A 21,832-nucleotide genomic window follows, 5' to 3' on the forward strand; every position below is an offset into this window, starting at 1 on the left:
TGAGCAGGGGCGTTCTGGCGAGGCGGTGGCGGCCTGGGAGATGATGCTGAAGTTACTGCCGGCCGGCGACGCCCGGCGGGCGGTGATTGAGCGCAGTATCCGCCAGGCGCTGGCGCAGGAGAAATAAGCGTGGAAGGTGCCGGATGGCGATGTAAAACGTCTTATCCGGCCTACAGAGTTCATCCTGGCTCGCTAAGCGGTGTCGCCAGCCGTTTCAGGGGTTAGCGATAACGTCTACTGGCAACGTGATCCCGCCGCGAATAAAGAACTCTGAGCATCTGGCGCCAGTGTGCGCATCTTTCCGCTTAATTGCCGCGCCTAAGCCGATAATCGCTACGTCAACGTGTTCCCTCGTTCTGTCCACCGTTATTGAAATGGCGATATGCTAAAGCCTGAAAGTGAGGCCCGTGTGAAGTATGCTGGCGATCATCGTCTCGTATCAGGACATCCCATGAAACAAATCACCTTTACGCCGCGCCATCACCAGCTTACCAACACCAATACCTGGACGCCTGACAGCCAGTGGCTGGTCTTTGATGTGCGGCCTTCAGGCGCGTCATTTACGGGCGAGACCATTGAGCGTGTAAATGTGCATACCGGCGAAGTGGCGGTGATTTATCGCGCTGCGCAGGGCGCGCATGTCGGCGTGGTGACGGTGCATCCTGCCGACAATCACTATGTGTTTATTCACGGGCCTGAAAACCCTGATGAGACGTGGCATTACGATTTTCATCACCGCCGGGGCGTTATTGCAACGCCGGGGGGCGTGACTAACCTCGATGCGATGGATATTACTGCGCCGTATACTCCCGGCGCGCTGCGCGGCGGCAGCCATGTCCATGTTTTTAGCCCGAACGGTGAGTTAGTGAGTTTTACCTATAATGACCACGTTCTGCATGAGCGCGATCCGGCGCTGGATCTGCGCAATGTCGGCGTGGCCGCGCCGTATGGGCCGGTAACGGTGTCGGTTCAGCATCCGCGCGAATACAGCGGTAGTCACTGGTGCGTGCTGGTTAGCCGCACGACGCCTGCGCCGAGACCGGGCAGCGACGATATTAATCGGGCCTATGAAGAGGGCTGGGTGGGCAACCGCCAGATTGCCTTTATCGGCGATACGCTGTCGCTGACGGGCGAAAAAGTCCCGGAGCTGTTTATTGTCGATTTACCGTGTAATGAAAACGGCTGGAAACAGGCAGGCGACACGCCGCTGACGGGAACCGAATCAACGATGCCATCGCCGCCGTTGGGTGTGGTTCAGCGGCGTCTTACCTTTACTCACCAGCGTGTTTACCCTGGACTCACTAACGAACCGCGCCACTGGGTCCGCAGTAATCCGCAGGCGACGGCGATCGCCTTTTTGATGCGGGACGACAACGGCGTAGCGCAACTGTGGCTGATGTCGCCGCAGGGAGGCGAACCCCGGCAGTTAACGCATCATGCGACCGGCGTGCAGTCAGCGTTTAACTGGCATCCGTCGGGTAAATGGCTGGGGCTGGTGCTGGAAAATCGGCTAGCCTGCTGCGACGCACAGAGTGGGAAGATCGACTTTTTAACCGCCAGGCACGACAACCCGCCTTCTGCGGACGCTGTCGTTTTTTCACCGGATGGGCGACACGTCGCATGGATGGAAGAGGTGAAAGGATTCCGTCAGCTATGGGTGACGGAAACCGGGCGATAAATCAGGGAGAGGGCATCTTCGCGGGTGGGATGACGGCATTGGTCATTTTCGTCTCCTCCTCGCTTTTCTCTACGCGCGATCTTACCGAACTGTCTTTGCGGAAGATATCCCACGGCAGAAGAATCGTATCCATCACGGCGGTAAACGGCATATCCAGGATGGCCAACGATTTTGTGCCCCAGTTTGTCTCATCGTTACCGATCATCGTAGCGCTGGCGCGCGTGCCAGGATAAGTGCCTTCTTTACCGCCGGTGTGCGACATGACGCTTGAACAACCGACTAATAAAAGTATCCCATTACATAGTATCAGCGTTAACAACACGTTTTTTATCATCACTCATTCATCTGTTGGTTGTCGGTATTTGCATGATGAGTTATAGCGATCCGTTGCTAAAAATAACATCACCAGGACGTGGCACTGTGGCGGTCATCGCACTTTAACAATCAGTGCTGTCCCAACCAGTCTATGCAATAGCCAATAAACTGCAAAAAAAAGTCGGATTAAAATACTTGAAAAGTACGTATTCAGACCCATTTTTAAGACGTAGTGAATAGTAAGGACACGCCTGATGGGTGTTCTGGCAATTCTGGCCTGTCCATGATGGAAGGTCTGACATTCTCGCTGATTTCAGGAGCTAATGATTATGCGTAACTTTGATTTATCCCCGCTGTACCGTTCTGCCATTGGTTTTGACCGTCTGTTTAACCTGCTTGAAAATAACCAGAGCCAAAGTAATGGCGGCTATCCTCCGTACAACGTTGAGCTGGTAGACGAAAACCACTACCGCATCGCCATTGCCGTTGCCGGTTTTGCTGAAAGCGAACTGGACATTACCGCCCAGGATAATTTACTGGTGGTAAAAGGCGCTCATGCGGACGACCAGAAAGAACGTACTTATCTGTATCAGGGCATTGCCGAGCGTAACTTTGAACGTAAGTTCCAGTTAGCGGAGAACATTCACGTTCGCGGCGCAAACCTGGTCAACGGGCTGCTGTATATCGAACTGGAGCGCGTGATTCCGGAAGCGAACAAACCGCGCCGTATCGAAATTAACTGATTCCGTCGGGTCGCGTTGTGCGGCCTGTCATCCCATGCTCGCCGTCAGGGAGCATATGCACACGTGAAGTGTGAAGGTAAAACTCGCTTCTTAGAAGGAGAAATGATTATGCGTAACTACGATTTATCCCCATTGCTGCGTCAATGGATCGGTTTTGACAAGCTGGCCAATGCGCTGCAAAACAGCGGTGAAAGCCAGAGCTTCCCGCCCTATAACATCGAAAAAAGCGACGATAACCACTATCGCATCACCCTGGCGTTAGCCGGTTTCCGTCAGGAAGATCTGGATATTCAACTGGAAGGCACGCGGCTGACGGTGAAAGGCACGCCGGAACAGCCGGAAAAAGAGCCGAAATGGTTACATCAGGGCCTGGTCATGCAGCCTTTTAGCCTGAGCTTTACGCTGGCTGAAAATATGGAAGTTTCCGGCGCGACGTTTACCAACGGCCTGCTGCATGTTGATTTAACCCGCAATGAGCCGGAAACTATTCCGCCGCAGCGTATCGCCATTAACGAACACTCCGCATTAAATAGCTAATGAGCTCCTTGCCTTGCCCCGCCAGAGATGGTGGGGCTTTTTTGTGCCACGCAAATGGAAGAAAAACTGCGAAGAGATTCCGTTCATACAAAACAGCAGGCCATACCAGGAGCTACAGCATATACCCATCTCGTCGGTCGGATAAGACGCCACGCGTCGCCATCCGGCATATCATCGCCTGATGGCGCTGCGCTATCAGCCCTTAAGAAAAAGGGTAAAATGTTGCCGAAGTAAGGACGCCTGGGCTGTTTTGTAACATGAGAATGTGCGCCATGCTGTATATATGCCTTAACGCTTCAGTCATAATCCCTATAAATTGAAATGTTACTCACAGGGAAGAGAAGATGAGTGATATCGCATTGACGGTCAGCGTTCTGGCGCTGGTGGCGGTTGTCGGGTTATGGATCGGCAACATCAAAGTGCGCGGTGTCGGCTTTGGTATTGGCGGCGTTCTGTTCGGCGGTATTATCGTCGGTCACTTTGTCGATCAGGCAGGGATGACGCTGAGTGGCGATATGCTGCACTTTATCCAGGAATTCGGCCTGATCCTTTTTGTTTATACCATCGGAATACAGGTGGGGCCGGGGTTTTTCGCCTCGCTGCGTGTTTCCGGGCTGCGTCTCAATCTGTTTGCTGTTCTGATTGTGATTATGGGCGGGTTGGTCACCGCGATTCTGCATAAAATTTTCGCTATTCCGTTGCCGGTGGTGCTGGGGATTTTCTCCGGCGCAGTCACCAATACGCCTGCGTTAGGGGCGGGTCAGCAAATCCTGCGCGATCTGGGAACGCCAATGGATCTGGTGGATCAGATGGGGATGAGCTATGCGATGGCGTATCCGTTTGGCATCTGCGGTATTTTGCTCACTATGTGGCTGATGCGGCTGATTTTTCGCGTTAACGTCGAGGCGGAGGCGCAGAAGCACGAATCCTCTCTCGCTAACGGTCATTCATTGATTCAAACAATGAATATCCGTGTCGAGAACCCAAACCTCAATAATATGGCTATCCAGGATGTGCCGCTCCTGAACAGCGATAAAATCATTTGCTCACGCCTGAAACGCGACGACACGCTGATGGTGCCGTCGCCGGGAACGATTATCCAGTCGGGCGACCTGCTGCACCTCGTCGGTCAATCTGCTGACTTGCATAACGCGCAACTGGTGATCGGTAAGGAAGTGGACACCTCGTTGTCGACGCGCGGCACGAATTTACGCGTCGAGCGTGTGGTCGTCACCAACGAAAAAGTGCTCGGCAAACGTATCCGCGATTTGCACTTTAAAGAGCGTTATGACGTGGTTATCTCCCGCCTTAACCGCGCGGGCGTTGAGCTGGTCGCCAGCAGCGACGCCAGCCTGCAGTTTGGCGACATTCTTAATCTGGTAGGGCGTCCTGCCTCGATTGATGCGGTAGCCAATGTGGTCGGCAACGCGCAGCAAAAACTCCAGCAGGTGCAGATGCTGCCGGTGTTTATCGGCATTGGATTAGGGGTTCTGCTTGGATCAATTCCGTTGTTTGTGCCAGGATTCCCGGTCGCGTTAAAACTGGGGCTGGCCGGCGGACCGCTGATCATGGCGCTAATTTTGGGGCGTATCGGCAGCATCGGTAAGCTGTACTGGTTTATGCCGCCGAGCGCCAACCTCGCGTTGCGTGAGTTAGGCATCGTTTTGTTTCTGGCGGTCGTTGGGCTGAAATCCGGCGGCGATTTTGTCGATACGCTGACGCAGGGCGAAGGATTAAGCTGGATTGGCTACGGTATTTTCATCACCGCTATTCCGCTGATTACCGTCGGTTTACTGGCGCGAATTTTTGCCAAAATGAACTATCTGACGCTATGCGGGATGTTGGCCGGTTCGATGACCGATCCGCCAGCGCTGGCATTTGCCAACAATCTTCATGCCACCAGCGGCGCGGCGGCGCTTTCTTACGCGACCGTCTATCCGTTAGTGATGTTCCTGCGTATTATTACGCCACAACTGCTGGCGGTGATTTTCTGGGGAATGGGTTAGCGCCTGATGGCGTGTTGCTTATCCGGCCTACGTTCTGTGTCAAATCCAGGCCGGATAACGCTCTCCGCCAACGCGCCAGTCACACTTCTGCACTTCTTCTTATACCTCTCCTCAATAAACGCGCTAATCAGCGTAATGGCAACAAGCATAATTCCAATTTATTTCAGTTGGTTAACAATATTTATCGCGTTTTTTTTCATCGCGATGGGTGGTTTTTCACCTTTTAATCCGGCAATAATGCCTTTCCTGGCGGTGGCGTTGAAAAAGGTCGCAACTGAAATGAAAAATAGCGGGAATGAGCGCGGTTGCACCGAAACGCATTGCCAGTGGACTACATTTATTTTGCCATAAGATTCCCTTGCTGCGGGATAATGTGAAGCATATCAGCAACAACGTGAGTGGTATTCTGAAAACGAACGGGGATACATAATAACGCAAAAGGAGTCGTCATGAAGATTTCCCGCCTCGGAGAAGCGCCGGATTACCGCTTCTCACTGGCAAATGAGCGTACCTTTCTGGCGTGGATTCGCACCTCGCTGGGATTTCTGGCGGCAGGCGTCGCTCTTGACCAACTCGCCCCAGATTTTGCCACGCCGGTGATCCGTGAACTATTGGCGCTATTGCTATGTCTGTTTGCGGGCGGCCTGGCGATTTATGGCTATCTGCGTTGGCTGCGTAATGAAAAAGCGATGCGTCTGAAAGAGGATTTGCCCTATACCCATAGCCTGTTGATCATTAGCGTTATTTTGATGGTTGTCGCGGTGATTGTGATGGGGCTGGTACTGTATGCCGGATAATCGTAAAGCCCGTCGGCAGAACGATCCGGGGCTGCAACCGGAACGTACCTCGCTGGCCTGGTTTCGTACGCTGCTGGGATACGGGGCGTTAATGGCGTTAGCCGTCAGGCACCACTGGCATCAGGCGGGATTCCTGTTCTGGGTGTCAATCAGCGTTCTGGCGATAGTGGCGGTGATTCTTTGGCGTTATACCCTGAGTCGTAATTTGATGGATGTCGCGCATAGCGATTTTTCCGAAACTCATGTCGTGCGTGACAAATTTTTGATCTCCCTCGCGGTGCTGTCGCTCGCAATCCTGTTTGCTGTTACCCATATTCGCCAACTTATTGCATTTATCGGGGATTTTATATGACAGGACGTCAGGACATTGTCGTGAGTAATGACCAGATTCAGGTCGTCGTAAATCGCCAGAATAGCCGGCAACCTCAGCAACTGTACCGTAATTTACAGCGGCTCGGCATTCACAATGTCCATTTTATCCCATTGTTGGAACATGACCGGAACGGAATGTTGACCGAGGATTCATTGTGTTCAGCGGAATGGGGCCAGTTTTTAAATAGTGTCTTTGATATCTGGGTACGTGAAGATATTCAGCGTATCTCGGTCCGTCTTTTTGATGAGACGTTACGGCAGTGGTGCGGCGGCAGGGATGGCGCTGAAGCGCCGGACACGGCGCAGTTAAGCGCTGAATGTCAGAAGTGCTCTGTATTGCGATTTTGCGGCGGCGGATGCCCTGAGCACCGGGATAGTCAGGGGAAAAATCGGCTTTGCGAGGGTTATCAGGCCTTTTTTCACTATTCCTCGCCGCATATGCGGGTGATGCGGGATTTACTGAAGCAGCATCGTTCACCGGAGGAGTTGATGGCGATGCTGCGTTGACTAATGTGCCGGATGGCGCTGCCGTCTTTCCGGCACTGAGCGAGTATTAGCGTCCTTTCGCCAGGTATTGTTCCATTTCATCCTCCGGCACCATGCCGCCCCCTGTTGCCCACACCAGATGCGTCGCGTTGCCAAGCTGCGTTTGACTGAATCCATGCCTTTGCTGATACGTGGCGGCGCAAATGCGCTGCGGTCCGGCCATCCCCGCCAGAGCTGATGGCTCCAGTCGAATTCCTTCCTCCTGCGCCAGCCAGCCCAGCATGTCATACATTGTTTGATCGTCTAAGGTATAGAGGCCGTCAAGCAGACGCTCCATTGCCCGACCAACAAAGCCCGAAGCGCGACCTACCGCCAGGCCGTCAGCCGCCGTCAGGTTATCAATACCGATATCTTGTACTGAGATGGCATCGTGCAGACCGGTATAAACACCGAGTAACATACAGGGCGAATGGGTCGGTTCGGCAAAGAAACAGTGTACGTTGTCGCCAAACGCCAGTTTCAGGCCAAAGGCGACGCCGCCAGGACCACCGCCAACGCCGCATGGCAGATAAACAAACAGCGGGTGACTGGCGTCAACGACGCGTCCCTGCTGCGCAAATTGCGCTTTCAGGCGCTGACCCGCTACCGCATAGCCCAGAAATAGCGTGCGGGAATTTTCATCGTCGATAAAGAAACAGTTTGGATCGGACTGCGCTGCTTTACGGCCCTGCTCAACCGCCACGCCGTAATCATCTTCGTATTCCACGACCGTCACGCCGTGGCGGCGCAGCTTCGCCTTTTTCCAGGCGCGGGCGTCGGCAGACATATGTACTGTCACTTTAAAACCGATACAGGCGCTCATGATACCGATCGATAACCCCAGATTACCGGTTGAACCGACGGCGATACTGTACTGGCTGAAGAATTGTTTAAATTCCGGCGAAAGCAACACGCTATAGTCATCGTCGGTGGTTAACAGACCCGCCTCCAGCGCCAGTTTTTCCGCGTGTGTTAGCACTTCATAGATGCCGCCACGTGCTTTAATGGAACCAGAGATCGCCAGGTGACTGTCTTTTTTTAACAGCATTTCACCGTCGATCGTTTGTCCATACTCTTTTTCCAGCCGTTTTTGCATGGCCGGAATAGCGACCACGTCAGATTCGATCATTCCGCCAGCGGCGGCGGTTTGCGGAAACGCTTTCGCCAGATACGGCGCAAAGCGCGCCAGACGGTCATGGGCGGCGTTTACGTCCTGCTCCGTCAGGCCGACATACGGTAGCCCTTGTGCAAGAGAGGTGGCGCCCGGGTTAAACCAGGTAGTTTCTTTGAGGGCGACCAGATCCTCGACCAAAGGATACCGGGCGATGAGCTTTTGTATGTTTTCCATAGTACGTCTCTTTACGATCAGATGATAAAGGAAAGCAGGAATGTGCCAGCCAGTGCAACGGCCGATGCGATAAAAGTGGCCGTCGTATAGTATTTAAACGCTTCATTCAGCGTAGCGCCGCAATACTGCTTTACTAGCCAGAAAAGGGAATCGGTCACGATTGTGCAGCCAATGGCGCCGGAACCGATGGCAATAGCAATGATCTCCGGGCTGACGTCAGGATAGAGCGGCAGCATTGGCGCAACAATCGCGGTGGCGCCCATCATCGCCACCGTCGCAGAGCCGACCGCCGCGTGCAGAATCAGCGCTACCAGCCACGCCAGCAGAATCGGGTGCATATGCATATTTGAGAGGATCACCGCCAGCGTGTCCGCCAGCCCGCTACTTTTGAGAATGGCGTTGAACGCGCCGCCCGCGCCGATAATCAGCAGGATGTTCGCAATGGCGCCAAAGCCGTTTTCGGTGTGGGTAAGTAGCGCGCTCATACCCATATGCTGGCGCAGACCGAGTATGTAATACGCCACAAAGACAGCGATAAACATCGCGGTGATCGGATTACCGATAAACTCCAGCAGCGTATACAACGTGCCGTCTTTCGCCATATTCAGTTCAGCGACGGTTTTCACCAGCATCAGGCCAATCGGCAGCAGAACGGTAAACAGCGTTGCGCCCAGCGACGGCAGGGTGTTTTCGGCGCGCACTTCAAGATCTGCAAACTCTGTCGGTACGGGCTTAAACGGCAGACGATTACCCAGAAACTTTAAGAACAGCGGGCCGCCGACCAATGATGCCATCAGCCCGACCAGCAGACCGTAGACAATCACCGAGCCGATATCCGCCCCCAGTTTATTTGCGACAAACAGCGCAGCCGGATGCGGCGGTACCACGCAATGGACGGCCATCAGCGCGGTACACAGCGGAATGGCCAGCTTCAGCAGCGAGGTATGGGTTTTTTTAGCGATAGAAAACGCCAGTGGGATGAGCAACACGACGCCCACTTCCACGAACAACGTGATTCCGCAAATCAGCCCCACCAGTACCATGATCACGTCAGCAGAGAGCCAGCGGCAGCGCTGGAGCGTAAGCCCGATGCGTTCCGCCGCGCCGGAAACCTCCATCATTTTGCCGAGGATGGTGCCAAGACCGATAACGGCGGCCAGAAAACCGAGCGTACCGCCTATTCCGCTTTCTATCGCCGTGACCATCTCCAGCGGCCCCATGCCCATCATCGCGCCGACAAAGAAACTGGCGAGCAATAACGCCAGGAAGGGGTGGAATTTAAACTTCACGATGGTCAATACGATTAACACGATGCTTATCAGCAGCGTGCTCACTACCCAGATTTGAGTGTGCATATCTCACCTACCCTGTGATTAATCTGTTCTTATTGGACAGAAAAACAGCACACTCTGACAAACGATATAATTCGCCATTCACATGACACAAATTGAATCAAATGTGTGATTTCTATCTAATATTGTTTTTATTTTGCGATATGGTTCATTTTGCTTCATCTATGTGCGGATTTTTTCAGCGTGTTTTTTTACACTTCGAGAAATTAAAAGATGACTGAGGTTGCCATGGAACCCCTTCGCGATATCCGAAACCGCTTACTCAACGGTTGGCAGTTATCAAAACTCTATACTTTTGAAGTCGCAGCCAGACACCAGTCCTTTGCTCTGGCGGCAGATGAGCTGTCGTTAAGCCCCAGTGCGGTAAGCCATCGTATCAATCAACTGGAAGCCGAGTTGGGAATCCAGCTATTTGTCCGCTCTCACCGTAAAGTGGAGCTTACCCATGAAGGCAAACGGGTATTCTGGGCGCTGAAATCGTCGTTGGATACGTTGAATCAGGAAATCCTCGATATCAAAAATCAGGAACTGTCCGGCACGCTGACCGTATATTCACGCCCCTCTATCGCCCAGTGCTGGCTGGTGCCTGCGCTGGGGGACTTTACCCGTCGCTATCCGTCAATTTCTCTTACCATGCTGACCGGCAATGATAACGTTAACCTACAGCGTGCCGGAATTGACCTGGCGATCTATTTTGACGATGCGCCGTCGGCGCAGCTCACGCATCATTTTTTAATGGATGAGGCGATTCTGCCCGTCTGTAGCCCGGATTACGCCCATCGTTTTGCTTTGCAGGGCAACCTGAACCATCTGCGCCACTGCACGCTCTTACACGACAGACAGGCGTGGAGCAACGATTCGGGCACGGATGAATGGCATAGCTGGGCGCAGCATTTTGCGGTGAATTTGCCGGATTCATCCGGCATTGGTTTCGATCGTTCTGATTTAGCGGTGATTGCCGCGATGAACCACATTGGCGTGGCGATGGGGCGTAAACGGCTGGTGCAAAAGCGTCTCGACAGTGGTGAACTGATTGCACCTTTCGGTGAAATGAGGCTGAAATGCCATCAGCACTATTATGTCACCACTCTGCCTGGCAGACAGTGGCCGAAAATCGAGGCATTTATTCGCTGGTTGCAGGAACAGGTGTGAAGATTTATTACGCTTTGCCGCTACACCTGCCGGGAGAGAATATGCTAAATACGTGCTATCACCGTGGTAAAAATTTTTAGGGGGCGTCGTGTTTAAGCCGCTTATTGCCTCTCTCATGCTGACCAGCGCGGTCGTCTATGCGAAACCGATGCCATTGACGGCGGCGCGCTATGCGCAGCAGCTTGGCATTGGGATGGATGTTGACTGGGCGCGAACGGAACGGGGTATCCGCGAGTTTGATCCGCTGGTAGTGCGGGATTTTAAGGCAAAAGGGTTAACTCATGTCCGTATCCGTGTGGCAGGTGCGCCGACGGAAGCGCGCCTCATCCATTTGCGTAAGCTGGTAGAAGCCTGCGAATACTATGGCATCATTCCCATTATTGCCTATCAGGCGGATGCGTATAAAAACGATCCCAGCGCCAGCCATGAAAAGGAGCTGATCAACTGGTGGAGCGTGGTCGCGCGCTATTTTGGTCAGACATCCCCGCTTCTGGGGTTCGATCTCATTTATGAGCCTGCCGACAAACTCAATCATAATATGGCGTCGCTGAATCGCGTATATGACAAAACCATCCGCCTGATTCACGCTATTGACCCACAGCGTATGATTTTCGTTGCCCCCCGCATGCGTGCCGCGCCGGAGGATTTGCCCGTGCTTAAACTGCCGGCGCAAAGCCAGAACTATGTACTGGCGGAGTGGCATATCTTCCCGTGGGGACCACTGAAAAGCGGCGGTAAATATCCGTGGACGTCAGGCACGACGGCGGAAAAAGCGGCGATTCGGGCGCGGATTAACGCTGCGGTTCGCTGGCAGCATAAGACCGGCCATGCAAGCTGGGTGGGCGGATGGGCGCCGGGAGCGTCAATAAAAATTACGCCGGTCGCTTCACAGTTCGCGTTTGCCCGTTTTATGGCCTGCGAACTGAAAAAAGCGCATATTCCGTATGCGATAAACACGGACACTCAGTTTTACGACGGCGAAGAAGGGGCGTGGCGTCCGGCGCAGGAGCCGCTGCTCAATGCGATAATCACGCCGGAATGTGAAACGCCCGGCAAAAAGCCGGGCGAGGGGGACGTTAAACCGTCTGTCCCTGATGCGAGATCCGTGACGCCAGCGGCAGCCAGCACGCCAGGATCAGCAATCCCATAAGGGTCATCAACAATCCCAGGCTGCCCTGACCGGTTTGCGGCAGCATTGCCGAAAGCCACGCCAGTACGCCGGAACCAATATTTTGCAGCCCGCCGACCAGCGCGCCAGCGGTGCCTGCGAGGAACGGAAAAGGCTCCATTGCGCCGCTGGTGGCCAGTGGAAATAACATCCCGGCGCCGAAGAAAAACAGCGCAGCGGGGATGAGTAGCGTCCAGACGTTCATCACGCCAAACCAGCCGGGAATCCACATCATAAGGCCTGCCAGCAGACAGCAAATAACTGACTGCCACATCAGGGTTGAGAAGCGTTTATTCGGGCGTCCGGCAAACCAGGCGCCGAAGAACGCCGCCGGAATCGGCAGAATAAACAGAATGCTTACCGCCATACTGCTGAGACCTAATACTGCCCCCATCAGTACGCCGGAACAGGCTTCAAAGACCGCAATGCCAGCCAGCCCGCCGATCAGCATCAGCAGGTAACAGTTAAATGCGCCGTTGCCAAACAGTGTTTTATAGCTGGCGATCAGCCGTGTGCGCGGCGCGCCAGCGGGGCGGGTTTCCGGCATCCAGCGCGCCATGCTGAAGGTGACGCCAGCGCAAAGCACCAGCAGGAAAGCGTAACAAGCGCGCCAGCTCCACATGGTGTCCAGTAGACCGCCAATCAGTGGCGCTAACAGCGGGCTGACCAGAATCCCCATATTTAACAGGCTATTGGCGTGACGAAGTTGTGTTCCTTCATACAGATCGCGCGGGAGCGTTCTCGCCATTACTCCGCCAACGCCGGTTCCCATCCCTTGCATGGCGCTGGCGGCAATCAACACCGTCAAACTATGCGTGGTCATGGCGATCAGGGTCGCTACCATAAAAATAGACATGCCGACGAGAATTACCGGGCGACGCCCAACCCGGTCGGAAAGCGGGCCGTAAAACAGTTGCGAGACGCCGTAGGTCAGGAGATAAGCAGCCATTACGCTCTGGACGGCGCCTTCCCGGACGTTTAGCGCTTGTGCCATATCGGCGATGGCGGGAATATAAATGGTTTGCGCCATCTGCCCTACGGCCACCAGTAACACCAACATCAACAACAAATTGACGCTTCTCTGCCTTTTCATTTCGCTGATTACTTTTCAAAAAAAGAAAAAATAAGAATAACTTGCTGCGCATTCCCATAAATGCGAGAGGAATCTACCACACCAGAAAAAGAAGGCCAGACAGCAACCTGCAATGGCAGACGAAGGAACGGCAGGAAATGTAAACAAAAGCGGCAACAAATGTTGCCGAGAATGTGTTACGTCTGCGGCTGTTATCAATTTGCGCGTAAGACCTCGCACAATTGGGCGGAGATATAAGCGCGGTAACTGCGTAACATTTTTTGACCTTCTTCAATATGGCTTACATTTTTCAGCGTATTTTGTAAGTCATATGAAGCGCGCCTATAAATATCGATTCTATCCAACACCCGGGCAGGTTGAGCTTTTAGCTCAAACGTTCGGGTGCGTGCGTTTTGTCTATAACAGCATCCTCCGCTGGCACACTGACGCGTACTATAAGCGTCAGGAGAAAATCGGCTATACGCAAGCCAGCGCACGATTAACGGCGCTGAAAAAGGAGCCGGAATTTGCCTGGCTCAATGATGTTTCCAGCGTGCCGCTACAGCAAGCCTTGCGCCACCAACAGGCCGGACTCTCAAACTTTTTCGCCGGACGAGCCAGATATCCGACATTCAAAAGCAAGCGCCATAAACAGGCTGCTACGCTCACCGATGCCGCGTTTAAATACCGCGATGGCAGGTTGTACATGGCAAAGAGCAAAGCGCCTTTAGACGTGCGCTGGAGTCGCCCGCTGCCGTTCGTGCCGTCTACCGTCACCGTATCCAAAGATGCCGCCGGGCGGTACTTTGTTTCGTGTCTTTGCGAGTCTGAACCTGCATCACTGCCGCTCACCTCTTCAATGGTCGGCATTGATGTTGGTTTAAAAGATGTGTTCGTCACCGATAGCGGATTCAGGTCCGGCAATCCCCGCCATACCGCGAAATACGCGGCTCGCCTGGCGCTACTCCAGCGCCGGTTAAGCAAAAAGGCCAAAGGCTCAAAGAACCGCGCCAGAGCCCGCTTAAAGGTGGCCCGACTCCACGCGAAAATAGCCGATTGCCGAATGGATGCCCTGCACAAGGCCACCCGCAAACTCATTAACGAGAATCAAGTTGTTTGCGTCGAATCCCTCAAAGTGAAAAACATGCTCCGCAACCCGTCACTGTCAAAAGCGATAGCAGACGCAGGCTGGAGCGAATTTGTGCGCCAGCTCCGGTACAAAGGCGAATGGGCCGGACGTTCAGTGGTAGCCATTGAGCAGTTTTTCCCGTCCTCAAAACGCTGTAGCCGTTGCGGTTTCACGATGAAAAAAATGCCGCTGGATGTCAGGAAATGGCACTGCCCGGAATGCGGCGCAGACCATGACCGTGACATAAACGCGGCACGGAATATAAAAGCGGCGGGACTCGCCGTGTTAGCTTGTGGAGAGCCGGTAATCCCTGAACCGCTTAATGCGGCTCAGGTTCGGCTCCGCGAAACAAGAATCCTTGCCCTTTAGGGCGAGGAGTACGTCAATGGGCAATCATGACAGACGGAGTAAAATCGCCCCGAGAGCAATCCCGCCTGCCGCCACCAGACGTAGCCCGGCAACTTTCTCTTTAAGCAGCAGCCAGGCTATCAGCGCGCCGAATAAAATTGATGTCTCACGCAGCGCGGCGACCACCGCCAGCGGCGCCTGGGTCATGGCCCATAGCGCCAGCCCATAAGATCCCATGGTGCCAATTCCGCCAAAAATGCCTTTTTTCCACTGTTGCGCCAGATAACGCGACGCTTCCCGCCGCCGTGCAATCATCGCCCAGGTTAACAGACAGGCGCCGTTGAGAAAAAATGACCATAGCGTATAACCCAGCGCCGTTTCTGAGAGTCTTACGCCGGTACCGTCCACCAGCGTATACCCGGCAATAAAACAGGCGTTAGTTAATGCCAACACGATACCGCGTTGGGAGCTGGCGCGGCCATTACAGGCCATCCCAAGTATCGCCATGCAGATCACTGCGATGCCGACCCAGGCTAGCGACGACAGGCTGTCGCCAAGAAACAGAACGCTAATGAGCGCCACCAGCAGCGGCGCGGTGCCGCGCATCAGGGGATAGGTCTGGCTCATGTCCGAGACCTGATATGTTTTCGCTACCAGGACGGTATACACCACCTGGAGCGCAGTAGAGGCCGCTAAAAAAGGGATACTGGCGTGGGCTGGCTGCGGCGCGAAGGGCAAAAGGATCAATGCCATGACCGCCGCGGAACCGCTAACGCCGATCGCAGCGTAGAGCTTATCGTTTCCCGCTTTGACAATGGCGTTCCAGCTGGCATGTAGCAGCGCGGCGAACAGCAAAATGCAGAAAACGGAAAGGGTCATAGCGTCAGGCGTCGTTGAGGATGTCATAAAAACGTAACATACCCGGGAAGCGAAAGACCAGCGGATAAGGTGAAAGGGGAGCGGTTGCCCGCTCCCCTTCGGTGCGGCTTGAATCTGAATTACTTAAGGTATTTCAGAACAGCATCAAGCAGTTGCAGTGCTGCAACAATGAGTTTCAGGATAAGAATGGTGATATCCACTATGCTCATACGCGTCTCCTGTGGTTAAGGAGCACTGCCAGCCGACGTACCTTTCCGCTGCCTGTTGCCAGCTGTTGCGCACGCGATCCCTTTTGCGAGGAATAGTGTGCGTGTTGACATAACACAGTGTGCTCACGAGGGGGTTAAGGCGCTGACGGCACCACCCGTTTCAGCCAGGACTTCGTTGCGCCGGTTTACGATGCGGCCCCCGCATAACACATTGTGTCAAAGACATTATAGTTAAGCACTGTATAAATGAACAGTAATTTATAGACAGAACGGAGCTTCTGATCCATACTCAAATTCATCAAAATTCGCGCCGAAATTGCGCGTTCTGCACAGAACGCGTATACTTCTGCTGTTGACATAACACAGTGTGCTTCGCGGCTACCACCCGCATTACGCTGTAAAACCTCGCTTCGGCGAGGTTTTTTGTTTTCAGGTATTTTGAAACGCGTGATCATTAATCCCGGCGATTACCTGAGGGCGCTACGCTTATCACGCCTATACTCAAAACGTGTAAATTCGTAGAAAAATGTGATCGCTGACGCATTTTTGTGCAGATGAAAATTTTTCCGTTGTCATGCTGAAAGCGCTGTGCTTGTATAAAACGTGTTAATAACAAACAGACAAGGCCCCTAATGAACCCTTCCATGCTGAACGCGACCCTACTAAAAACTGCGCCATCTCGCGCAGTGGTCGTCGTGCGTGTGGTGGTGGTCGTCGGCAATGCGCCGTAGGGTCCGGAACACACACGATTCCAAAACCCCGCCGGCGCAAACCGGGCGGGGTTTTTCGTTTAAGACACCTTCCCGGAACGTCGGCTCAGAATAAAAGGAATGGAGCATGGCAAGTTCGGGCACAACATCTACACCTCAGCGCTTTACGGGCGCGGAATTTATTGTTCATTTTCTGGAGCGCCAGGGGATTCGTATCGTCACCGGCATTCCCGGTGGTTCGATTCTCCCCGTTTACGACGCGTTAAGCCAAAGCACGCAAATCCGTCATATTCTGGCGCGCCACGAACAAGGCGCGGGGTTTATTGCGCAGGGGATGGCGCGAACGGAGGGTAAACCTGCCGTCTGCATGGCTTGTAGCGGGCCGGGCGCGACCAATCTGGTCACGGCCATTGCCGATGCGCGCCTGGATTCCATTCCGTTAATCTGCATTACCGGGCAGGTTCCGGCGTCCATGATCGGTACTGACGCATTTCAGGAAGTAGATACCTACGGTATCTCTATCCCCATCACCAAGCACAACTATCTGGTCAGGAATATCAATGAGTTGCCTCAGGTAATGAGCGATGCTTTTCGTCTGGCGCAGTCGGGGCGTCCCGGCCCGGTGTGGATAGACGTTCCTAAAGATGTGCAGACGGCGACAATCGAACTGGATGTGTTGCCGCCGCCAGCGGAAAAATCACCTTCGCCGGATTTTAGCGCAGAGAGTATCCGCGAGGCCGCCGCGATGATTAACGCGGCGAAGCGTCCGGTGCTGTATCTGGGCGGCGGCGTGATCAATGCGCCGACACGCGTGCGCGAACTGGCGGAAAAAGCGCAACTGCCGACGACAATGACCTTAATGGCGCTGGGAATGTTGCCTAAGGCGCATCCGCTGTCGTTAGGAATGTTGGGGATGCACGGCGCGCGCAGTACCAATTTTATTCTGCAAGAGGCCGACTTGCTGATTGTCCTGGGCGCGCGTTTTGATGACCGGGCGATTGGCAAAACGGAGCAGTTTTGTCCGAACGCTAAAATCATCCATGTGGATATCGATCGCGCAGAGTTGGGCAAAATTAAGCAGCCGCATGTGGCTATTCAGGCGGATGTCGATGATGTACTGGCACAGTTAATTCCTCATATCGAAGCACAGCCGCGGGAAGCATGGCATCAGTTGGTTGCGGACTTGCAGCAAGAATTCCCCTGTGGTATTCCCCAGGAAAATAACCCGCTTAGCCACTATGGACTGATTAACGCGGTCGCCGCCTGTGTGGACGACAACGCGATTATTACCACTGACGTAGGTCAGCATCAGATGTGGACCGCGCAGGCTTATCCGCTCAACCGTCCGCGTCAGTGGCTGACTTCCGGTGGGCTGGGTACCATGGGGTTTGGTCTGCCCGCGGCGATTGGCGCGGCGCTGGCGAATCCGGGCAACAAGGTGCTGTGTTTTTCCGGCGACGGTAGTTTGATGATGAATATTCAGGAGATGGCTACCGCCAGTGAAAACCAGTTGGATGTGAAAATTATCCTGATGAATAACGACGCGCTGGGACTGGTACATCAGCAACAGAGTCTGTTCTATAAACAGGGCGTTTTTGCGGCGACCTATCCGGGAAGCATCAATTTTATGCAGATTGCCGCCGGGTTTGGTTTGGACACCTGTGATTTGAATAACGAAGCCGATCCGCAGGCGGCGTTGCAGGCTATCATCCGTCGTCCGGGACCGGCGTTAATCCACGTGCGTATTGATGCGGAAGAAAAAGTGTATCCGATGGTGCCGCCGGGCGCGGCAAATACAGAGATGGTGGGGGAATAAGCCATGCAGAAACAATCACATGAGAACGTTATTCTGGAGCTGACCGTTCGCAACCATCCTGGCGTGATGACCCACGTCTGCGGGCTGTTCGCCCGACGCGCTTTCAACGTTGAGGGCATTCTCTGTTTACCGATTCAGGGTAGCGATCAGAGCCGCATCTGGCTTCTGGTCAATGACGATCAGCGGCTTGAACAGATGATAAGCCAGATCGATAAACTGGAAGACGTGGTGAAGGTGGTACGAAACCAGTCCGATCCCACCATGTTCAATAAAATTGCCGTCTTTTTTGAGTAAGTTATTCACTTTCCGAATCAGGCGTGATGACTTTGACGGAACCATTCCGACAGTGAACGGCATAATCTGTCGGTAATGGGCGATCGCTAATCAGGACATCAAAAGCAGAAAGCGGACCAATGCTGGCAGGTGCGACCTCATCAAACAGGGCGTGACGCGCCAGCAAAATTTTACGCAGACCGCGCTCCATCGCTTTACGTTTGGCGGCAAGATCATCCGGGTTAAACCAGCTCACGCCAAAATGTTCATGTACGCCGCTGGCGGAAATAAACACTTTGCGCGGATTGAGCGAGTCCAGCACCGAAGGATTATTGGCATCATAAAAGGCATCGCTCTTGGCCCGATAAGTGCCGCCGCACAGAATCGCCGTGGCATTAGGCTTTTCATTAAGCGCGATAAATACCCGATGTGAGTAGCAAATCCCGGTAAAGGTAATATCATCCGGTATCATGCTGATGACTAATGGCATTTCTGGACCGTTATCAAAAAAAACCAGATCGTTTTCACGCACCAGACCGGCGGCCAGGATCGCAACGGGAAGGTCGTCCCGATAATGCGTCTTTTTCGCCGGCAGCGGCGTATTGGTTGAAGACGTAGGTTTATTTACCATGACGATATAGCCGCCGAGTAGCGTCAGCGGTAAAGGGTCATCATCCTGGCTGAGATCGCGGCGAATGGTCATCACCGAAACTTCCAGCATCCGCGCGGCGTCTTTCAGATGGATTCGATCAGTCTTTTTCAGTAACTCCATCAAGCGTCGGATACGTTCTTTTTGTTTGGTCTCCATTCACCCTCTCCGCAAATCATGTTGTTATGTTTCTTCAGTAACATTTATGTGTTTCTGAGAACATTACAGTGTGGCACTACTATACGTCTGGCTGTCAGGAAATAAAAGCGGGTTTATTCGCGTTTTTAAACAATAAATATTTAATTTTCAGTGAATTGTAACAATAAAAATGATTTGGTACGCGTATGTTTTGCCTGGGGTTGTTCACGAAATAAACGGCAAAATGATCCTCTATTCGCGATCATAGTCACAAATGATACGGAAATAACATGATAATGTTATTTTAATATCATTGTCGTGTGACGATTTCTGAGAGGGAGTAAAATGGATATCGCGGTTATTGGCTCTAACATGGTGGACCTTATCACCTACACCAACCAGATGCCCAAAGAAGGGGAAACTCTGGAAGCGCCGGCGTTTAAAATCGGCTGCGGCGGAAAAGGGGCGAACCAGGCCGTGGCGGCCGCTAAGCTCAATTCAAAAGTATTGATGTTGACCAAAGTGGGCGACGATATTTTTGCCGACAACACCATTCGTAATCTCGAATCCTGGGGGATCAACACGACGTATGTAGAAAAAGTACCGTGTACCAGCAGTGGAGTAGCGCCGATTTTCGTCAACGCCAACTCCAGCAACAGCATTTTGATCATCAAAGGCGCCAACAAGTTTCTCTCGCCGGAAGATATCGATCGCGCGGCGGAAGATTTAAAAAAATGCCAGCTTATTGTTCTGCAACTGGAAGTTCAGCTTGAAACGGTTTATCACGCAATAGAATTTGGCAAGAAACACGGGATTGAAGTGTTATTAAACCCTGCGCCAGCATTACGGGAATTAGATATGTCTTATGCCTGTAAATGCGATTTCTTTGTACCTAATGAAACTGAACTGGAAATATTAACGGGTATGCCGGTTGATTCCTGCGATCGTATTCGTGCGGCGGCGCGTTCACTGGTGGATAAAGGGCTGAACAATATTATTGTCACGATGGGCGAAAAAGGCGCGCTATGGATGACGCGTGACCAGGAAGTACACGTTCCGGCGTTTAACGTCAATGCTGTTGATACCAGCGGCGCGGGCGATGCCTTTATCGGCTGTTTCGCGCATTACTATGTCCAGAGCGGGGATGTGGAAGCCGCCATGAAAAAAGCCGTCCTCTTTGCCGCTTTCAGCGTCACCGGGAAAGGCACCCAATCCTCTTATCCAAGCATTGAGCAATTTAATGAGTATCTTTTGTTGAACGAATAACAATCACCCTGCACTGTTAAAGGTAGCACTATGAACGATAAAAACATCGTTCAGATGCCCGATGGGTATCTGAATAAGACACCTCTGTTCCAGTTTATTTTGTTATCCTGTTTATTCCCATTATGGGGATGCGCAGCCGCGTTAAATGATATTCTGATTACGCAATTTAAAAGTGTATTTTCGCTGAGCAACTTTGCTTCGGCATTAGTACAAAGCGCCTTTTATGGCGGTTATTTTTTAATTGCTATTCCGGCCTCGCTGGTCATTAAAAAAACCAGTTATAAAGTGGCGATACTTATCGGCCTGACGCTGTACATTGTCGGCTGTACGCTCTTTTTCCCGGCGTCGCACATGGCGACTTACACCATGTTCCTCGCGGCGATTTTCGCCATTGCGATTGGCCTGAGTTTCCTGGAAACGGCGGCGAATACCTACAGTTCTATGATCGGGCCAAAAGCCTACGCAACGCTGCGGCTGAATATCAGCCAGACCTTTTATCCGATCGGCGCGGCGGCAGGAATTTTATTGGGTAAATATCTGGTCTTTTCCGAAGGGGAAAGCCTGGAAAAACAGATGGCGGGCATGAATGCCGAGCAAGTCCACAACTTCAAGGTGCTGATGCTGGAAAACACTCTGGAACCCTATAAGTACATGATTATGGTTCTGGTGGTGGTGATGGTACTGTTCCTGCTGACGCGTTTCCCGACCTGTAAAGTCGCGCAAACCGCGAGTCATAAACGCCCCTCGGCGCTGGATACGCTACGCTATCTCGCCAGCAACGCCCGTTTCCGTCGCGGTATTGTGGCGCAGTTCCTGTATGTGGGAATGCAGGTGGCGGTCTGGTCGTTCACTATCCGTCTGGCGCTGGAGTTAGGCGATATCAATGAGCGCGATGCTTCTACCTTTATGGTCTACAGCTTCGCCTGCTTCTTTATCGGCAAGTTTATCGCCAACATTCTGATGACGCGCTTTAACCCGGAAAAAGTCTTGATTCTTTACTCTGTTATCGGCGCGCTGTTCCTGGCCTACGTGGCGCTGGCGCCAAGCTTTAGCGCGGTATACGTGGCGGTGCTGGTCAGCGTCCTGTTTGGCCCCTGCTGGGCGACCATTTATGCCGGAACGCTCGATACCGTCGATAACGAACATACCGAAATGGCGGGGGCAGTCATCGTGATGGCGATTGTCGGCGCGGCGGTGGTTCCCGCGATTCAGGGCTACGTGGCGGACATGTTCCACTCGCTACAGCTCTCATTCCTGGTTTCCATGCTGTGCTTTGTTTACGTTGGCGTTTACTTCTGGCGCGAAAGCAAAGTGCGCGGCAACCTGGCTGAAGTCGCAGCGTCCTGAGGA

The 21,832-nt window shown here is 53.1% G+C and carries 23 protein-coding genes, 3 pseudogenes and 1 other annotated feature; of the genes and pseudogenes, 17 read left to right on the forward strand and 9 right to left on the reverse strand.

Translation table 11 applies throughout. The features are described from left to right. A pseudogene (locus F4V72_RS06840) lies at positions 1 to 127 on the forward strand (cytochrome c biogenesis protein CcmH); the annotation flags it as partial. Between the two features lie 90 nt (positions 128 to 217). Here the strand turns inward: F4V72_RS06840 and F4V72_RS24750 are convergent. Further along, positions 218 to 364: pseudogene (locus F4V72_RS24750) on the reverse strand (colicin M resistance protein CbrA); the annotation flags it as partial. 87 nt (positions 365 to 451) lie between these two features. Here F4V72_RS24750 and F4V72_RS06850 point away from each other — a divergent pair. Further along, a complete protein-coding gene (locus tag F4V72_RS06850; RefSeq protein WP_023247228.1) occupies positions 452 to 1,678 on the forward strand; it encodes a DUF3748 domain-containing protein in 1,227 nt (408 codons plus the stop codon). A gap of 1 nt (position 1,679) precedes the next feature. Here F4V72_RS06850 and F4V72_RS06855 read toward each other — a convergent pair whose 3' ends face one another. After that, on the reverse strand, positions 1,680 to 2,012 hold the full coding sequence (locus F4V72_RS06855; RefSeq protein ID WP_023247229.1) for a YceK/YidQ family lipoprotein: 333 nt from the start codon (positions 2,010 to 2,012) through the stop codon (positions 1,680 to 1,682). A gap of 243 nt (positions 2,013 to 2,255) precedes the next feature. Next, positions 2,256 to 2,329 (forward strand) — a sequence feature (ROSE (Repression Of Heat Shock gene Expression) occurs in the 5'-region of heat shock genes and acts as an RNA thermometer to modulate expression.). Here F4V72_RS06855 and ibpA point away from each other — a divergent pair. The 7 genes from ibpA to F4V72_RS06885 all read left to right on the forward strand — a co-directional run bounded on the left by ibpA (position 2,323) and on the right by F4V72_RS06885 (position 6,955). Then, the gene (ibpA, locus tag F4V72_RS06860; RefSeq protein ID WP_023186035.1) at positions 2,323 to 2,736 is read left to right on the forward strand and encodes a small heat shock chaperone IbpA; all 414 of its coding nucleotides are present in this window, start codon (positions 2,323 to 2,325) and stop codon (positions 2,734 to 2,736) included. It overlaps the preceding feature by 7 nt. A gap of 108 nt (positions 2,737 to 2,844) precedes the next feature. Continuing rightward, a complete protein-coding gene (ibpB, locus tag F4V72_RS06865; protein WP_023247230.1) occupies positions 2,845 to 3,273 on the forward strand; it encodes a small heat shock chaperone IbpB in 429 nt (142 codons plus the stop codon). 344 nt (positions 3,274 to 3,617) lie between these two features. Continuing rightward, positions 3,618 to 5,279: a putative transporter gene (locus F4V72_RS06870; RefSeq protein WP_079836254.1), complete on the forward strand. Its 1,662-nt coding sequence runs from the start codon at positions 3,618 to 3,620 to the stop codon at positions 5,277 to 5,279. A 36-nt stretch (positions 5,280 to 5,315) separates the two neighbouring features. Beyond that, on the forward strand, positions 5,316 to 5,630 hold the full coding sequence (locus F4V72_RS24080; RefSeq protein ID WP_154707542.1) for a hypothetical protein: 315 nt from the start codon (positions 5,316 to 5,318) through the stop codon (positions 5,628 to 5,630). Between the two features lie 98 nt (positions 5,631 to 5,728). Then, positions 5,729 to 6,076, forward strand: coding sequence for a YidH family protein (locus tag F4V72_RS06875; protein ID WP_023247234.1), 348 nt, complete (start codon positions 5,729 to 5,731; stop codon positions 6,074 to 6,076). Next, the gene (locus tag F4V72_RS06880; protein WP_023247235.1) at positions 6,066 to 6,428 is read left to right on the forward strand and encodes a DUF202 domain-containing protein; all 363 of its coding nucleotides are present in this window, start codon (positions 6,066 to 6,068) and stop codon (positions 6,426 to 6,428) included. Before F4V72_RS06875 ends, F4V72_RS06880 begins: the two co-directional genes overlap by 11 nt. Then, positions 6,425 to 6,955 carry a radical SAM protein gene (locus F4V72_RS06885; protein ID WP_053509260.1) on the forward strand — a complete coding sequence of 177 codons (531 nt, stop codon included), beginning with the start codon at positions 6,425 to 6,427 and terminating at the stop codon, positions 6,953 to 6,955. Before F4V72_RS06880 ends, F4V72_RS06885 begins: the two co-directional genes overlap by 4 nt. A gap of 46 nt (positions 6,956 to 7,001) precedes the next feature. On the opposite strand, the gene dsdA is transcribed toward F4V72_RS06885, so the two are convergent. After that, positions 7,002 to 8,321, reverse strand: a complete 1,320-nt coding sequence (gene dsdA, locus F4V72_RS06890; protein ID WP_053509262.1) for a D-serine ammonia-lyase — start codon at positions 8,319 to 8,321, stop codon at positions 7,002 to 7,004. Between the two features lie 17 nt (positions 8,322 to 8,338). Further along, on the reverse strand, positions 8,339 to 9,676 hold the full coding sequence (dsdX, locus tag F4V72_RS06895; protein WP_121767606.1) for a D-serine transporter DsdX: 1,338 nt from the start codon (positions 9,674 to 9,676) through the stop codon (positions 8,339 to 8,341). Between the two features lie 225 nt (positions 9,677 to 9,901). Between dsdX and dsdC the strand changes: the two genes are divergently transcribed. Together dsdC and F4V72_RS06905 are read left to right on the forward strand one after the other, a co-directional pair. Further along, entirely contained in the window at positions 9,902 to 10,825 is a 924-nt protein-coding gene (dsdC, locus tag F4V72_RS06900; protein WP_053509381.1) for a DNA-binding transcriptional regulator DsdC, read from the forward strand. Positions 10,826 to 10,940: 115 nt separating this feature from the next. Further along, positions 10,941 to 11,975, forward strand: coding sequence for a cellulase family glycosylhydrolase (locus F4V72_RS06905; RefSeq protein ID WP_053529962.1), 1,035 nt, complete (start codon positions 10,941 to 10,943; stop codon positions 11,973 to 11,975). Here the strand turns inward: F4V72_RS06905 and emrD are convergent. Then, positions 11,902 to 13,086, reverse strand: coding sequence for a multidrug efflux MFS transporter EmrD (emrD, locus tag F4V72_RS06910; RefSeq protein ID WP_023247241.1), 1,185 nt, complete (start codon positions 13,084 to 13,086; stop codon positions 11,902 to 11,904). The two genes, F4V72_RS06905 and emrD, sit on opposite strands and share 74 nt — an antisense overlap. A gap of 310 nt (positions 13,087 to 13,396) precedes the next feature. On the opposite strand from emrD, the gene F4V72_RS06915 reads away from it, so the two are divergent. Then, positions 13,397 to 14,563: an RNA-guided endonuclease InsQ/TnpB family protein gene (locus F4V72_RS06915; RefSeq protein ID WP_136057878.1), complete on the forward strand. Its 1,167-nt coding sequence runs from the start codon at positions 13,397 to 13,399 to the stop codon at positions 14,561 to 14,563. Between the two features lie 24 nt (positions 14,564 to 14,587). Here the strand turns inward: F4V72_RS06915 and F4V72_RS06920 are convergent, their stop codons facing one another. From F4V72_RS06920 to F4V72_RS06930, 3 genes and pseudogenes are all read right to left on the reverse strand, one after another. Next, positions 14,588 to 15,448, reverse strand: a complete 861-nt coding sequence (locus F4V72_RS06920) for a DMT family transporter (RefSeq protein WP_079817295.1) — start codon at positions 15,446 to 15,448, stop codon at positions 14,588 to 14,590. A gap of 92 nt (positions 15,449 to 15,540) precedes the next feature. After that, positions 15,541 to 15,630 (reverse strand): type I toxin-antitoxin system toxin TisB, encoded by a 90-nt coding sequence (gene tisB, locus F4V72_RS06925; RefSeq protein WP_053529956.1) that lies wholly within the window; start codon positions 15,628 to 15,630, stop codon positions 15,541 to 15,543. Continuing rightward, positions 15,627 to 15,741: pseudogene (locus tag F4V72_RS06930) on the reverse strand (hypothetical protein). The gene tisB and the pseudogene F4V72_RS06930 overlap by 4 nt, the downstream one beginning before the upstream one ends. A gap of 521 nt (positions 15,742 to 16,262) precedes the next feature. Here F4V72_RS06930 and ivbL point away from each other — a divergent pair. The 3 genes from ivbL to ilvN all read left to right on the forward strand — a co-directional run bounded on the left by ivbL (position 16,263) and on the right by ilvN (position 18,450). Continuing rightward, the gene (gene ivbL, locus F4V72_RS06940; protein WP_024134875.1) at positions 16,263 to 16,361 is read left to right on the forward strand and encodes an ilvB operon leader peptide IvbL; all 99 of its coding nucleotides are present in this window, start codon (positions 16,263 to 16,265) and stop codon (positions 16,359 to 16,361) included. 106 nt (positions 16,362 to 16,467) lie between these two features. Further along, positions 16,468 to 18,156 carry an acetolactate synthase large subunit gene (ilvB, locus tag F4V72_RS06945; RefSeq protein ID WP_023247246.1) on the forward strand — a complete coding sequence of 563 codons (1,689 nt, stop codon included), beginning with the start codon at positions 16,468 to 16,470 and terminating at the stop codon, positions 18,154 to 18,156. 3 nt (positions 18,157 to 18,159) lie between these two features. After that, positions 18,160 to 18,450, forward strand: coding sequence for an acetolactate synthase small subunit (gene ilvN / locus F4V72_RS06950; RefSeq protein WP_136057879.1), 291 nt, complete (start codon positions 18,160 to 18,162; stop codon positions 18,448 to 18,450). A gap of 1 nt (position 18,451) precedes the next feature. Here ilvN and F4V72_RS06955 read toward each other — a convergent pair whose 3' ends face one another. Further along, a complete protein-coding gene (locus tag F4V72_RS06955) occupies positions 18,452 to 19,237 on the reverse strand; it encodes a DeoR family transcriptional regulator (RefSeq protein WP_121767609.1) in 786 nt (261 codons plus the stop codon). Between the two features lie 324 nt (positions 19,238 to 19,561). Between F4V72_RS06955 and rbsK the strand changes: the two genes are divergently transcribed. Next, a complete protein-coding gene (rbsK, locus tag F4V72_RS06960) occupies positions 19,562 to 20,482 on the forward strand; it encodes a ribokinase (protein WP_023247248.1) in 921 nt (306 codons plus the stop codon). A 30-nt stretch (positions 20,483 to 20,512) separates the two neighbouring features. After that, the gene (fucP, locus tag F4V72_RS06965; RefSeq protein WP_000998359.1) at positions 20,513 to 21,829 is read left to right on the forward strand and encodes an L-fucose:H+ symporter permease; all 1,317 of its coding nucleotides are present in this window, start codon (positions 20,513 to 20,515) and stop codon (positions 21,827 to 21,829) included. Positions 21,830 to 21,832 lie beyond the last annotated feature (3 nt).

The sequence above is a fragment of the Salmonella enterica subsp. diarizonae genome (assembly GCF_008692785.1).
GTDB lineage: Bacteria > Pseudomonadota > Gammaproteobacteria > Enterobacterales > Enterobacteriaceae > Salmonella > Salmonella diarizonae.